We start from the raw sequence: 12,967 nt of genomic DNA, 5'->3' as shown, positions 1-12,967 counted from the left end.
CGCGCCCCGGTCAGCCCGCGACAGGCCGGGCGGGGCGGTAGCGTCGCGGCGTGCTGCACCCGGTCGGCCCGCTGCCCTCCGCCGTCTACTGGCGGCGCCGGGTGCTGGTGCTGACGCTGCTCGTCGCCCTGGTCGGCGGCGGCTCGTGGGTGGGCGCGGCACTGCTCGCCGGGAACGACGCGGGGACGGCCCGGGCGGCCGTCCAGCGCCCCGACGCCGGGCCGCCGGCCCTGGAGCAGGTGCTGCCCTCGCCGGCCGCCGTCCGGCTGCCGGACACCGATCCGCCGCCCGCGGCGGTTCCGGACGCAGCCGACGCCGGGCCGTGCGCCGACGACATGATCGGGCTCGAGGTGCGCCCGGGGGCGCCGAGCGCGGCGACGGGCACGCCGGTGCCCGTGCAGCTGGTCGTCACGAACACCTCGCCGGACGCCTGCACCCGGGCGCTGGACGCGCAGCTGCAGGAGGTCGTGCTCCTGGACGGCTCCGGCGCCCGGGTGTGGGGCAGCAACGACTGCCGGCCCGGGGCGGGCAGCGACACCCGCACCCTCGCCCCGGGCGAGGCGGTGACCGTCACCGTGGAGTGGCCCGGGCGCACCAGCGAGCCCGGCTGCGCCGCGGACCCCGCCACCCCGGGGCCCGGCGACTACGTGCTCCGCGGCCGGTTGGACACCAAGACCACCGACGACGCCCGGCTCACCCTGACGTGACCGGAGGGGCGCCCCGCACCGGCCCCGAGCCGGTCGGGCCGCGGACGCTGCGGGCCTGGCGCCGCACCGGTCTGGTGCTGGGCTGGACGGCGGTCGGCTGCGCCGGTGCCGCTCTGGTGGCCTGGCCGGTCGTGCACGGGAGGAGGGACGGCGTCCTCGCGGCGCTGCTGCTGGCCGCGTTCGCCGGTGCCCTGGTGGGGCTGGGGTTCCTGCGCCGCGCCTGGGCCGATCCGCAGGTGGCCGACGACCCGGCGGTGGTGCGGGCCCGGGCGGGCTCGGACGTGTCGACCGCCGCGTGGACGGCGGGTGTGGTCGCCGCGCTGGCCACCCGGGTGTTCCGCGGCGAGGGTGCGGCGCCCACCTGGCTGGCGGTGGTCGCTGCGGCGCTGGGCGTGCTGGCCGTGGCCGGCTTCGTCGGGACGCTGGTGCTGGCTGCCCGCTGGCGCCCGGCGCGGCCGTGACGGGGGAGGGTCAGCTGTAGCGGTCGAGGATCGAGGTCTCGGCCAGCCGGGACAGCCCCTCGCGGATGCCGCGAGCGCGGGCCTCGCCGACGCCCTCGACGGCGAGCAGGTCCTCGATGGTGGCGGCCAGCAGCTTCTGCAGCCCGCCGAAGTGGGTGACCAGCCGGTCGATGATGCCGGCGGGCAGCCGGGGCACCCGGGCCAGCAGGCGGTAGCCGCGGGGGCTGACCGGGGAGTCCAGCGCGTCAGGGGAGGTGGGCAGCCCGTAGCAGCGGGCGACCGCGGAGAGGTCGAGCAGCTCGGTGGCCGACAGGTTGCGCAGGTCGGCGAGCACCTCCTCGCCGGAGCGGCCGCGCCGGCCGCTGGGCAGGTAGTCGCGGACCAGCAGTCCGCGGTCCTCCTCGACGCCGGCGAGCATCTCGTCCAGCTGGAGGGCGAGCAGCCGGCCGTCGGTGCCCAGCTCGACGACGAAGCCCTCGATCTCGTCGGCGATCCGGCGGACCATCTCCAGCCGCTGCGCCACGCTCATCGCGTCGCGGACGGTGACCAGGTCCTCGATCTCCAGCGCCGAGAGGGTGCTGGCCACCTCGTCCAGGCGCAGCTTGTACCGCTCGAGCGCCGCGAGGGCCTGGTTGGCGCGCGCCAGGATGGTGGTCGGGTGCTCGAGGGTGTAGCGGCGGCCGGCCACGTACACCGAGATGATGTGCATCGACTGGCTGACCGAGATCACCGGGAAGTCGGTCTGGAGGGCCACCCGCTCCGCGGTGCGGTGCCGGGTGCCCGACTCCTCGGTGGGGATCGTCGGGTCGGGCATCAGGTGCACGCCGGCGCGGACGATCCGGGTGCCGTCGTAGGAGACGATGACCGCGCCGTCCATCTTGGCGAGCTCGCGCAGCCGGGTGGCCGACAGGGCGACGTCGAGGGCGAAGCCGCCGGTGCACAGGGACTCGACGACCCGGTCGTAACCGAGCACGATGAGCGCACCGGTCCGGCCGGCGAGGATCCGCTCCAGGCCGTCCCGCAGAGGCGTTCCCGGGGCGATCCGACCGAGCAGTTCCCGCAGTGCGGCCTCTGGGTCCACGGCGGGGGGCACGAGCGCTCCTGACGGTCGGGCGGTACGGCGGCCGATTCTACGTGCCTGGTCTCCGGCCGCGGTCACCTCGGGTCGCCCGTGGGGTGTGACCCCTGCCGCGAACGGGCCGGTGGGGGTCACCACAGCCGGCCGAACACCGCCCCCAGGTCGGGCACCTCGACCAGGCGCATCCCCTTGGGGGCCGGGCCCGGGTCCTCCGGCACCAGGGCCAGCGTGTAGCCCTGCCGGGCGGCCTCCGCGAGGCGCCGGCCGAGCCCGCCGACCCGGCGGATCTCCCCGGACAGCCCGACCTCGCCGAGCGCGATCACGCCCTCGGGGAGCGGCCGGTCCTTGGCGGCCGAGCCGATGGCCAGCGCGAGCGCCAGGTCGGCGGCGGGCTCGGCGATCTTGACCCCACCCACCGAGGCGGCGAACACGTCGGCGTCGCCGAGCTTGACCCCGCCGCGGCGCTCGACGACGGCGTTGACCATCGCCACCCGCTGGGAGTCCAGCCCGCTGACCGCCCGGCGCGGCGAGCCGCCGCCGTTGTTGGACGACACCAGCGCCTGCACCTCGGCCAGCAGCGGGCGGCTGCCCTCCATGGCCACGGTGACGCAGCTGCCGGGCACCGGGGCGGCCCGGCGGGACACGAACAGGTGCGAGGGGTCGGGGACGCCGATCACCCCGCTGTCGGCGATCTCGAAGCAGCCGATCTCGTCGGCCGGGCCGAACCGGTTCTTCGTGGCCCGGATCATCCGCAGCGTCGAGTGCCGCTCCCCGTCGAAGGAGATGACCACGTCGACGAGGTGCTCCAGCGCCCGCGGGCCGGCGATCGCGCCGTCCTTGGTCACGTGGCCGACCAGGATCGTGGTGATGCCCCGGGACTTGGCCACCGCGCTCAGCGCGCTGGCCACGGCCCGCACCTGGCTGGCGCCGCCGTCGGTGCCGTCGACGGCGGGGGAGCGGACCGTCTGCACGCTGTCGAGCACCAGCAGCGTCGGCTGCACGTCGTCGATGTGGGCGAGCACCGCGGACAGCTCGGTCTCGGCGGCGAGGTAGAGCTCGTCGTGCAGCGCCCCGATCCGCTCGGCCCGCAGCCGCACCTGGGCGGCGGACTCCTCCCCGGACACGACGAGGGTGGGGCCGTTGGTCGCGGCGACCCGGTGGGCGACCTCGAGCAGCAGGGTGGACTTGCCGACGCCGGGCTCGCCGGCGACCAGCAGCACCGCCCCGGGCACCAGCCCGCCGCCGAGCACCCGGTCGAACTCCTCGATGCCGGTGGGCACCGCGCGGGCGCCGGCGAGCTCGACCTGGGCGATGGGCAGGGCGCGGGCGGTGACCGGGCCGGCGCTGACCGCGCGCAGCGGCGCGGCGACCGCGCCGACCTCCTGCACGGTGCCCCAGGCCTGGCACTCGGGGCAGCGGCCGACCCACTTCGCCGACGTGTAGCCGCACTCGGTGCAGCGGTGGGCGGGGCGGGCGGACTTCACCGAGGGAGGCACCCGTCCATCGTGGACGGGGGGTACGACAGTCCGGGGCAGGCGCCCGGGACCGCCGCAGGGCCGGACGTCAGCCGGCGCCGCCGCCGCGCTGCTCGTCGGCCTCGGTCGGGTTGAAGTCGAACGGCGTCTCGCGCGGCAGGCCGCGGGTCGGGGTGGACACCAGGGTGGTGACGTCCACGCTGCCGGCCCGCTCGAAGGTCAGCGTGAGCGTGATGTGCTGGCCCACCGTCAGCTCCTTCGTGAGCCCGTTGAGGGTCACGACCGCGCCGTTGCCGCCCAGGTAGACGTTGCCGTCGGCCGGGACCGTCAGCTCGCCGCCGCTCACCGACGGCGGGGGAGCGGTCTGCCCGGTGGGCACCGCACCGGTGGCGGTCGCGGCGGCCCCCGCGGGAGCCGGGGTGATGGTCGCGCTGGAGAAGTCGTCGCCGCTGACGTCGGTCAGCACGTCGTCCTCGTCGCCGGCGTTGACCAGCCCGGCCAGCAGCTGGGCGTCGGCGCCCGCCGGGTACGAGCCGGTCGACGGGTAGGCCAGGCGGGCCTCGCGCACGGTGATGTTGCCGACGGCGGCCTCGCCGCCGTTCTTGGCCCGCTGCTGGGTGGCGGTCTGCGACACCTGGCCCGCGCTGCACGCCGACAGCGCGACCGGGGACAGGACCAGAACACCGATCGCGGCAGCGCGCACTGCGCGGTTCACAGCGTGACCTCCAGGGGGACGTGCAGGCGTGGTGCGGGCACCCGCCCGTGGCTGGGTTCGGGGTGCACCGGTCGCGCAGAGCGTAACGGTCACCCCACCATGTCCGCTGGGAGGTGAGGGGGTGACCGCGGATCGGACGGCCGGCACGCCAGGACAGGGTGACCCGGCGCTGGGGGACTTCCCAGCTCATGCCCCGGATACGCGCCGGTGGTGCTTCGCCGACCAGCTCGGCGCGCACTTCCTCGACGCGCCGGACCAGCCGGTGCTGCTGGTGGAGTCCCGGGCGGTGTTCCGGCGGCGCCGGTTCCACCGGCAGAAGGCGCACCTGCTGCTGTCGGCGCTCCGGCACCGGGCGGCGGAGCTGGGCGACCAGGCGGTGTTCCTGCAGACGGACACCTACGCCGAGGCGCTGGACCAGGTGCGCGAGCCGCTGTCGGTGTGCGCGCCCACCACCTGGCCGGCGCGCGACTTCGTGCTGCGGCGTCCGGGCGTGGAGGTGCTCGCCGCCCGCGGGTTCGTCACCGACCAGACGCGGTTCGGCAACTGGATCGCCCACCGCCGGGGACGGCTGCTGATGGACGACTTCTACCGGGACGCCCGGCGGCTGCACGACGTGCTGATGGACGGCGCCGAGCCGGTGGGCGGGAAGTGGAACCTCGACCACGACAACCGGCAGCCCCCGCCCGCCGACGGCCGCTCGCCGGTGCCGCCGCCGGTGCTGCCCGTCGAGGACGAGATCGACGAGCAGGTGCGCGCCGACCTCGACCGCTGGGTCGCCGACGGCGACGTCGCGTTCGTCGGGGACGACGGCCCGCGGCTGTTCCCGGTGACCGCCGCGGAGGCGGAGGTGCGGCTGCAGGACTTCCTCGACCACCGGCTGCGCGAGTTCGGCCCGATCGAGGACGCGATGCTCGCCGAGGAGCCGTGGCTGGCCCACTCGATGCTCTCGGCGACCACCAACCTGGGCCTGCTCGACCCCCGGGAGATCGTGCACCGCGCGGAGCAGGCGTGGCGGGACTCGGTGGCCGAGGGCGACCCGCTGCCGCTGAACTCGGTGGAGGGCTTCGTCCGGCAGGTGATGGGCTGGCGGGACTGGATCTGGCACCTGTACTGGCAGCTGGGGCGCGAGTACCGGCACGGCAACGCGCTGGACGCCCAGGAGGAGGTGCCGGCGTGGATGGCCGAGCTCGACGCCGAGGCGGTCGACGCGAACTGCCTGTCGCACGTGCTGGCCGACGTCCGGGACCGCGGCTGGGTGCACCACATCCCGCGGCTGATGGTGCTGGGCAACTACGCGCTGCAGCGCGGCATCCGGCCGCTGGCGATGACCGACTGGATGCACCGGGTGTTCGTCGACGCCTACGACTGGGTGATGGTCGCCAACGTGGTCGGCCTGAGCCTGCACGCCGACGGCGGGGTGCTGGCCACCAAGCCCTACGCGGCCGGCGGCGCCTACATCGACCGGATGAGCGACTACTGCGGCGGTTGCCGGTACGACCCGAGGAAGCGGGTGGGGGAGGACGCCTGCCCGTTCACCGCCGGCTACTGGGCCTTCCTGGACGGCAACCGCGAGCGCCTGGCCCCCAACCTGCGGATGCGCCAGCCGCTGGCCGGGCTCGGCCGCCTCAAGGACCTGGACGCCGTCGTCGAGCAGGAGCGGCTGCGCGGGACCGACGCCCCCTAGGCCAGCGATGCGCCCCCGGCCAGCAGCAGGACCACGTCCAGCACCGTCAGCAGCATGACCGCGGGGAACGCCAGCCGGCGGGCCCGCGGGCTGCCCGCCAGCGCGGCGACCACCGCGGCCGGGACGGCGACGGCGGCGCCGACCCAGGCGAGGGTGCTGGGCGGGCCGTCGGGGCCCAGCACCAGCAGCGCGGTCGCGGCACCGAGGCACAGCGCGCCGAAGACCGCGGAGACCACCGGCCCGACCCGGTGGGGGAGGCCGCGCACGCCGGTGGCGAGGTCGTCGGCCACGTCGGGCGCGACGTTGGCGACGTGCGCGGCGCCGCCCAGCGCCGCCCCCGCGCCCACCAGCCACCACGGCGCGCCCGGCTGGCCGGGGGCGGCGGCCACCACGCCGGCGGGCAGCGCGCCGAAGCCGGTCAGGTACGGGACGACGGACGCCGCCGTCCGCTTGAGCCCGAGGTCGTAGGCCCACCCGCTCGCGACGAGCACCAGCAGCAGCCCGGGCACCAGGCCGAGCAGCAGCGACAGCACCACCGACAGGAGCAGCCCGGTCAGCGCCGCGGCGCGCAGCGTGGCCGGCGTCACCACGCCCTGGACGACCGGCTTGTCCGGCCGGCCGACCGCGCGGTCCCGGTCGGCGTCCAGCCAGTCGTTGCACCAGCCGATGGACACCTGACCTGCGAGGACGGCTGCCCCGACGAGCACGGTGCGGCCCGGGGACACGCCCGCGGCGACGGCGAGCAGCACCGCGACAGCGGTGACCGCGACGGCCGGCGGGAGGTGCGTGGCACGGGCCAGGCCGACGGCCGCCGATCCGGCCGACACGCGCTGCCGTGGAGCGCTCACACGCACACCAACCCCCATCTGTCAACCCCACCCTGACCTCGCCATGGGCCTCTGACCAGCACTTTTGGCTGAACTCGACGAGCCGGACCGGATTCTCCCGTGGTAACCTGGGATGAGCGAAAGGGGTCACACACACATGGGCTTCACTGTCGGCGAGACCGTTGTCTACCCGCACCACGGCGCTGCGCTCATCGAAGCGATCGAGAAGCGCGTCATCAAGGGCGAAGAGAAGGCCTACCTCGTGCTCAAGGTCGCCCAGGGCGACCTGACCGTGCGCGTCCCTGCGGACAACGCGGAGATCGTCGGCGTCCGCGACGTCGTCGGCCAGGAGGGCCTCAACCGCGTTTTCGAGGTCCTGCGTGCCCCCCACACCGAGGAGCCGACCAACTGGTCCCGCCGGTACAAGGCGAACCTGGAGAAGCTGGCCTCGGGTGACGTGAACAAGGTCGCCGAGGTCGTCCGCGACCTGTGGCGGCGCGACAAGGACCGTGGGCTGTCCGCCGGCGAGAAGCGGATGCTGTCCAAGGCCCGCCAGATCCTGGTCAGCGAGCTCGCGCTCGCCGAGGGCACCAACGAGGACAAGGCCGAGGTCCTGCTCGACGAGGTGCTCGCCTCCTGAGCGCAGGGCTCCACCCCGGCACCACCCAGAACGCTCCCGTGCACGCTGTCGGCATCGTCGCAGCGGCCGGGAGCGGTCTGCGTCTGGGGGCAGAACTCCCGAAGGCGCTGGTCCCGCTCGGCGGCCGCCCGCTGGTCTGCTGGGCGGTCGACTCGCTGCGCGCCGGTGGCGTCGCCGAGGTCGTCGTCGCGGTGCCCGCGCCGCAGCGCGCCGCCTTCACCGCCGTCCTCCCCGACGACGTGCACGTGGTGCTCGGCGGGGACACCCGCACCGCGTCGGTGCGCGCCGCGCTCGCGGCCGCCCGCGAGCACGCCGCGGACGACGAGCGCACCGCCGTCCTGGTGCACGACGCAGCCCGGCCGCTGACCCCGCCGGAGGTCGTCGCCCGGGTGCTGGCCGCGCTGGCCGACGGCGCCGACGCGGTCGTGCCGGTGCTGCCGGTCGTCGACACCACGATCGTCGTGGACGCCGACGGCCGGGTCGCCGCCGACGTCCCGCGGGCCCCGCTGCGCCGGGTGCAGACCCCGCAGGGCTTCGACCGGGCCACCCTCGTCGAGGCCTACGCCCGCTCGCACGGCACCGCCGCGGAGTTCACCGACGACGCCTCGGTGGTGCGCGCCGCCGGCATCCGGGTGCACACCGTCGAGGGCGACGAGCGCGCCGCCAAGATCACGGTCGCGCACGACCTGCGGATGGCCGAGCTCCAGGTGCAGGGGTCCCGGTGAGCGCCGAGCTGCCCCGGGTCGGCATCGGCACCGACGTGCACCCGGTCGAGCCGGGCCGCGCCTGCTGGCTGGCCGGGCTGGAGTGGCCGGGCGTCGACGGCTGCGCCGGGCACTCGGACGGCGACGTCGCCGCGCACGCGCTCACCGACGCGCTGCTGTCGGCCGCCGGCCTCGGCGACATCGGCGGCCTGCTCGGCACCGACGACCCGCGCTGGGCGGGTGCCCGCGGTGCCGCGGTGCTCGAGCACGTCCGCGAGGTGCTCACCGCCGCCGGCTGGCGGATCGGCAACGCCGCCGTCCAGCTGGTCGGCAACACCCCCAAGCTCAGCCCCCGGCGCGCGGAGGCGGAGGCCGCGCTGTCGGCCGCGCTCGGCGCCCCGGTCAGCGTCACCGCCACCACCACCGACGGGCTCGGGCTCACCGGCCGCGGCGAGGGCCGGGCGGCAGTCGCGACCGCGCTGGTCGTCCGCGACGGGTCCGTAGGATCGTCCGGGTGAGCCTCCGCCTGTACGACACGGCCGTGCGTGCCGTGCGCGACTTCACGCCCCTGCGTGCAGGACAGGTCTCCATGTACGTCTGCGGGCTGACCGTGCAGGGCCCGCCGCACATCGGCCACGTGCGGTCCGCCGTCGTCTTCGACGTCTTCCGCCGTTGGCTGACCGCGAGCGACCTGCAGGTCACCTACGTCCGCAACGTCACCGACATCGACGACAAGATCCTCGCCAAGGCCGCCGCCGCCGGCGAGGAGTGGTGGGCGTGGGCGTACGAGAACGAGCGGGCGGTCACCCGGGCGTACGACGCGCTCGGCGTGCTGCCGCCCACCTACGAGCCGCGCGCGACCGGGCACGTGCCGGAGATGGTCGAGCTCATCGAGCGGCTCATCGCCGGCGGGCACGCCTACGCCGTCGACGGCGACGTGTACTTCGACGTCCGCTCGTTCGCCGGCTACGGCGAGCTGACCGGGCAGCGGATCGGCGACCTGCAGCCCGCCGCCGACACCGAGACCGACGAGCGCAAGCGCGATCCCCGCGACTTCGCGCTCTGGAAGGCGCACAAGCCGGGCGAGCCCGGCACCGCGTCCTGGCCCACGCCGTGGGGCCGCGGGCGGCCGGGCTGGCACCTGGAGTGCTCGGCCATGGTCGGCAAGTACCTGGGCGCGGAGTTCGACGTCCATGGTGGTGGGCTCGACCTGCGCTTCCCGCACCACGAGAACGAGCGCGCCCAGTCGCAGGCCGCCGGCGACCCGTTCGCCCGGTACTGGCTGCACCACGGCTGGGTGACCATGGGCGGCGAGAAGATGAGCAAGTCGCTGGGCAACACCGCGCTGGTCGACGAGGTCGTCCAGCGGGTGCGCCCGGTCGAGGTGCGCTACTACCTCGTCGCGCCGCACTACCGCTCGACGGTGGAGTTCACCGAGGCGGCGCTCGAGGAGGCCGGCGCCGCCTACCGGCGGATCGAGAGCTTCGTGACCCGGGCCGCGCAGCGGGTCGGGGCGGAGGCCGGGAAGCCGTTCCTCGCGCCGGAGTTCGTCGCCGCGATGGACGACGACCTCGGGACGCCGGCCGCCGTGGCCGCCGTCCACGAGGTGGTGCGGCAGGGCAACACCGCCCTCGCCGCGGACGACGAGGCGGGCACCGCCGCCGCGCTCGGCGCGGTGCGCGCCATGCTGGGCGTGCTGGGGCTCGACCCGCTCGACCCGCACTGGGCCCAGGGGGAGGGCAGCGGCCGGCTGGCCGAGGTCGCCGACGGACTGGTGTCGTTGGCCCTCGAGCAGCGCCAGGCCGCCCGGGCCCGCAAGGACTACGCAGCTGCGGACGCGATCCGTGACCAGCTCGCCGGCATGGGCGTGACGGTCGAGGACACCCCGCAGGGACCACGTTGGGAGATCACTCGCTGATGGCCGGCAACAGCCAGCGCCGGGGCCGCACGAGCGGATCCGGCAAGAAGGGCGCCACCACCGGGACCGGTGGCAAGAACCGCAGGTCGCTCGCCGGCCGGGGAGCCACGCCGAAGGCCAGCGACCGGCCGCACCACCCCGCCTACAAGGCGGCGAAGGCCGCAGCTGCCCGGCAGGACAACCGGGCCCGGGTGCAACGGCGCAACGAGGAGCAGCCCGAGCTGCTGCTCGGCCGCAACCCCGTGCTCGAGGCGCTGCGCGCGGAGATCCCGGCGACGGCGCTCTACGTCGTCACCGGCGACAGCACCCGGGGCGGTACCGACGAGCGGATCGCCGAGTCGGTCCAGCTCGCCGCCGACCGCGGGCTGCCGCTGCTCGAGGTGGGCAAGGCGGAGTTCGACCGGATGTCGAACGGGTCGCTGCACCAGGGCATCGGCCTGATGGTGCCGCCGTACGACTACGCGCACCCCGACGACCTGCTCGACCTGGCCCGCGACTCGGGCCGCCCGCCGCTGCTGGTCGCGCTGGACGGCGTGACCGACCCGCGCAACCTCGGTGCGGTCATCCGCTCGGCGGCCGCGTTCGGCGCGCACGGCGTGGTCGTGCCCGAGCGCCGGTCGGTCGGCGTCACCGGGTCGGCCTGGCGCACCAGCGCCGGTGCCGCCGCCCGGCTGCGGGTCGCCCGGGCCACCAACCTGGCCCGCGCTCTCGGCTCCTACCAGGACCAGGGCCTGCAGACGGTCGGGCTGGCCGCGGACGGCGACATGAGCATCCACGACTACGACGGCTTCACCGACCCGGTGGCGCTGGTCGTGGGCGCGGAGGGCGCGGGGCTGTCCCGGCTGGTGCGGGAGCGCTGCGACGTCGTCGTCTCCATCCCGATCACCCGGGACACCGAGTCGCTCAACGTCAGCGTCGCCGCCGGCATCGCCCTCTACCAGGCGGCCTCGGCCCGCCGGTAGCGCGCGGCACGGCCGCGCGCCGTGTGACACCCTGGGCGGCAGGGCCAGCAACGGCTCCCGGACGAGCAGCGCCGTACCCGGACAGCGACAAGACGGCGTCCAGGAGATCACCGTGTACTGGCTCGTCCTCATCCTGTCCGGCGGCCTCGAGGCGGTCTGGGCGACCGCCCTCGACCGCTCGGAGGGCTTCAGCCGCCCCTGGCCCGTCGTCGTCTTCCTCGTCGCGCTGGCCGGCAGCATGGCCGGTCTCGCCTACGCGCTGCACGGCCTGCCGGTCGGCACCGCCTACGCGGTCTGGGTGGGCATCGGCGCCGCGCTGACCGCCGGCTGGGCGATGGCCACCGGGCAGGAACCGGTGTCGGTGGTCCGGGCCCTGCTGCTGCTGGGCATCGTCGGCTGCGTCGCGGGGCTCAAGCTCACCTCCTGACCGGTCAGGACAGCAGCTGGCCCACGGTGTAGATCACCAGGCCGGCCAGCCCGCCGACGACCGTGCCGTTCACCCGGATCCACTGCAGGTCGCGGCCGACCTGCAGCTCGATCCGGCGGCTGGTCTCCTCGGTGTCCCAGCGGGCGACCGTGGTGCCGACCAGCTCGGCGGCGTCGGCGGCGAACCGCTCGACCGTCCAGCCGGCGGCCCGCTCGGTCTGCCGCTGCACCAGCTCGCGCACGGTCGGGTCCTCCTGGAGCAGCCGGGCCCCGCGGCGGATCAGCGCGACCAGCCGCACCCGCAGCTCCGACCCGGGGTCGGCGGCGGCGGTGACCAGGCCCTTCTTCGCGTTGCTCCACAGCGAGCCGGACCACGTGCGGACGGCGGGGTGGTCGAGCACGTCCTCCTTGAACCGCTCGACCCGCGCCGCGGTGTCCGGGTCGGTGCGCAGCGCCGCGATGTAGGCGCGCAGCCGCCGGTCGTACACCCGGCGCAGCTCGTGCCGGGGGTCGTCGCCGACCTCCTCGAGGAACCCGTGCATCAGCGCGAACACCCGGTCGAACACCCGGTCGTCGACCCAGTCGGGCACCCAGGACGGCGAGGCGTCACCGAGCCGGGCGCGGAAGACGACCCGGTTCTCGGCGAGGAAGCGGCTCAGCGCCTGCATCGCCGCCGACAGCACCTCCTGGTGCCGGTCGCCGTCGACGGCGAGCTCGAGCACCCGGGCCAGCACCGGCGCGGCCGGGGTCTCCCGGAGCTTGCGGTCGACCAGGGCGGCGACGGCGGGCTGCACCTCGTCGTCCTCGACCAGGTCGGCGAGCGCGCCCAGCGCGGCCCCGGCGTCCCCGGCCAGCCGCTCGGCCCGCCCGGGCGCGGCGAGGAAGGCGCCCAGCCGGCCGGGCACGTCCATGCCGGCCAGCCGGTCGACGACCACCGCCCGGGTCAGGAAGTTCTCCTGCACGAAGGTGCCCAGGCTGGTGCCGATCTGGTCCTTCTTGCGCGGGATGATCGCGGTGTGCGGGATCGGCAGCCGCAGCGGGTGCCGGAACAGCGCGGTGACGGCGAACCAGTCGGCGAGCGCGCCGACCATCGACGCCTCCGCGGTGGCCCGCACGTAGCCGACCCAGGTGCGGCCGTCGCCGAACAGCACGCAGGCGAGGAAGACCAGCGCGGCCAGCAGGAAGAGCCCGGTGGCCAGCCGCTTCATCCTGCGCAGGCCCTCGGCGCGGGCCGGGTCGTCGAGCGAGCCGGCCAGCGGGACGGACGTGGACGTCGAGGCCGGCACCTGCCCGAGCCTAGGACGGCGGGTGCACCGTCCGCCCACCGGACGACGACGACCCCGGCACCGCGGGGGTCCGGTGCCGGGGTC

The 12,967-nt window shown here is 75.6% G+C and carries 14 protein-coding genes and 1 riboswitch; of the genes, 9 read left to right on the top strand and 5 right to left on the bottom strand.

Going from position 1 to position 12,967, the window contains the following annotated elements; genetic code table 11:
* Window positions 1-50: 50 nt before the first annotated feature.
* Together AB0J00_RS18720 and AB0J00_RS18715 are read left to right on the top strand one after the other, a co-directional pair.
* On the top strand, window positions 51-707 hold the full coding sequence (locus AB0J00_RS18720) for a MucR family transcriptional regulator (protein ID WP_357747635.1): 657 nt from the start codon (window positions 51-53) through the stop codon (window positions 705-707).
* The gene (locus tag AB0J00_RS18715; RefSeq protein ID WP_357747632.1) at window positions 704-1,168 is read left to right on the top strand and encodes a hypothetical protein; all 465 of its coding nucleotides are present in this window, start codon (window positions 704-706) and stop codon (window positions 1,166-1,168) included. The genes AB0J00_RS18720 and AB0J00_RS18715 overlap by 4 nt, the downstream gene beginning before the upstream one ends.
* Before the next feature lie 10 nt (window positions 1,169-1,178).
* Here the strand turns inward: AB0J00_RS18715 and disA are convergent, their stop codons facing one another.
* From disA to AB0J00_RS18700, 3 genes are all read right to left on the bottom strand, one after another.
* A complete protein-coding gene (gene disA, locus AB0J00_RS18710) occupies window positions 1,179-2,261 on the bottom strand; it encodes a DNA integrity scanning diadenylate cyclase DisA (protein ID WP_357747629.1) in 1,083 nt (360 codons plus the stop codon).
* A gap of 116 nt (window positions 2,262-2,377) precedes the next feature.
* Window positions 2,378-3,742: a DNA repair protein RadA gene (gene radA / locus AB0J00_RS18705; RefSeq protein ID WP_357747626.1), complete on the bottom strand. Its 1,365-nt coding sequence runs from the start codon at window positions 3,740-3,742 to the stop codon at window positions 2,378-2,380.
* A gap of 67 nt (window positions 3,743-3,809) precedes the next feature.
* Window positions 3,810-4,436, bottom strand: a complete 627-nt coding sequence (locus AB0J00_RS18700; RefSeq protein ID WP_357747624.1) for a copper chaperone PCu(A)C — start codon at window positions 4,434-4,436, stop codon at window positions 3,810-3,812.
* A gap of 121 nt (window positions 4,437-4,557) precedes the next feature.
* Here AB0J00_RS18700 and AB0J00_RS18695 point away from each other — a divergent pair, with 121 nt between their 5' ends.
* On the top strand, window positions 4,558-6,120 hold the full coding sequence (locus tag AB0J00_RS18695) for a cryptochrome/photolyase family protein (RefSeq protein ID WP_357747621.1): 1,563 nt from the start codon (window positions 4,558-4,560) through the stop codon (window positions 6,118-6,120).
* On the opposite strand, the gene AB0J00_RS18690 is transcribed toward AB0J00_RS18695, so the two are convergent.
* On the bottom strand, window positions 6,117-6,968 hold the full coding sequence (locus AB0J00_RS18690; RefSeq protein ID WP_357747618.1) for a UbiA family prenyltransferase: 852 nt from the start codon (window positions 6,966-6,968) through the stop codon (window positions 6,117-6,119). The two genes, AB0J00_RS18695 and AB0J00_RS18690, sit on opposite strands and share 4 nt — an antisense overlap.
* A 136-nt stretch (window positions 6,969-7,104) precedes the next feature.
* On the opposite strand from AB0J00_RS18690, the gene AB0J00_RS18685 reads away from it, so the two are divergent.
* The 6 genes from AB0J00_RS18685 (at window position 7,105) to AB0J00_RS18660 (ending at window position 11,598) form a co-directional block, all read left to right on the top strand.
* The gene (locus AB0J00_RS18685) at window positions 7,105-7,587 is read left to right on the top strand and encodes a CarD family transcriptional regulator (protein WP_097206868.1); all 483 of its coding nucleotides are present in this window, start codon (window positions 7,105-7,107) and stop codon (window positions 7,585-7,587) included.
* Between the two features lie 38 nt (window positions 7,588-7,625).
* The gene (ispD, locus tag AB0J00_RS18680; RefSeq protein ID WP_357747615.1) at window positions 7,626-8,312 is read left to right on the top strand and encodes a 2-C-methyl-D-erythritol 4-phosphate cytidylyltransferase; all 687 of its coding nucleotides are present in this window, start codon (window positions 7,626-7,628) and stop codon (window positions 8,310-8,312) included.
* On the top strand, window positions 8,309-8,809 hold the full coding sequence (gene ispF, locus AB0J00_RS18675; RefSeq protein WP_357747611.1) for a 2-C-methyl-D-erythritol 2,4-cyclodiphosphate synthase: 501 nt from the start codon (window positions 8,309-8,311) through the stop codon (window positions 8,807-8,809). Before ispD ends, ispF begins: the two co-directional genes overlap by 4 nt.
* The gene (gene cysS, locus AB0J00_RS18670; RefSeq protein ID WP_357747609.1) at window positions 8,806-10,209 is read left to right on the top strand and encodes a cysteine--tRNA ligase; all 1,404 of its coding nucleotides are present in this window, start codon (window positions 8,806-8,808) and stop codon (window positions 10,207-10,209) included. Before ispF ends, cysS begins: the two co-directional genes overlap by 4 nt.
* On the top strand, window positions 10,209-11,171 hold the full coding sequence (gene rlmB, locus AB0J00_RS18665) for a 23S rRNA (guanosine(2251)-2'-O)-methyltransferase RlmB (protein WP_357747606.1): 963 nt from the start codon (window positions 10,209-10,211) through the stop codon (window positions 11,169-11,171). Before cysS ends, rlmB begins: the two co-directional genes overlap by 1 nt.
* Before the next feature lie 38 nt (window positions 11,172-11,209).
* Window positions 11,210-11,273, top strand: a riboswitch (guanidine-III (ykkC-III) riboswitch).
* 10 nt (window positions 11,274-11,283) lie between these two features.
* A complete protein-coding gene (locus AB0J00_RS18660) occupies window positions 11,284-11,598 on the top strand; it encodes a multidrug efflux SMR transporter (protein WP_357747605.1) in 315 nt (104 codons plus the stop codon).
* Between the two features lie 4 nt (window positions 11,599-11,602).
* Here the strand turns inward: AB0J00_RS18660 and AB0J00_RS18655 are convergent, their stop codons facing one another.
* Window positions 11,603-12,883 carry a DUF445 domain-containing protein gene (locus AB0J00_RS18655; protein WP_357747603.1) on the bottom strand — a complete coding sequence of 427 codons (1,281 nt, stop codon included), beginning with the start codon at window positions 12,881-12,883 and terminating at the stop codon, window positions 11,603-11,605.
* Window positions 12,884-12,967 lie beyond the last annotated feature (84 nt).

The sequence above is a fragment of the Modestobacter sp. NPDC049651 genome, assembly GCF_040659695.1.
Classification (GTDB): Bacteria; Actinomycetota; Actinomycetes; order Mycobacteriales; family Geodermatophilaceae; genus Modestobacter.
The sequence above is the reverse complement of the archived record's forward strand: the minus strand, read 5'-3'. Positions and strand labels throughout refer to the sequence as shown.

Excerpts from the sequence above, each read along its gene's own strand:
- rlmB (WP_357747606.1), top strand. The coding sequence starts at position 10,209 with ATGGCCGGCAACAGCCAGCGCCGGGGCCGCACGAGCGGATCCGGCAAG.
- AB0J00_RS18685 (WP_097206868.1), top strand. The coding sequence starts at position 7,105 with ATGGGCTTCACTGTCGGCGAGACCGTTGTCTACCCGCACCACGGCGCT.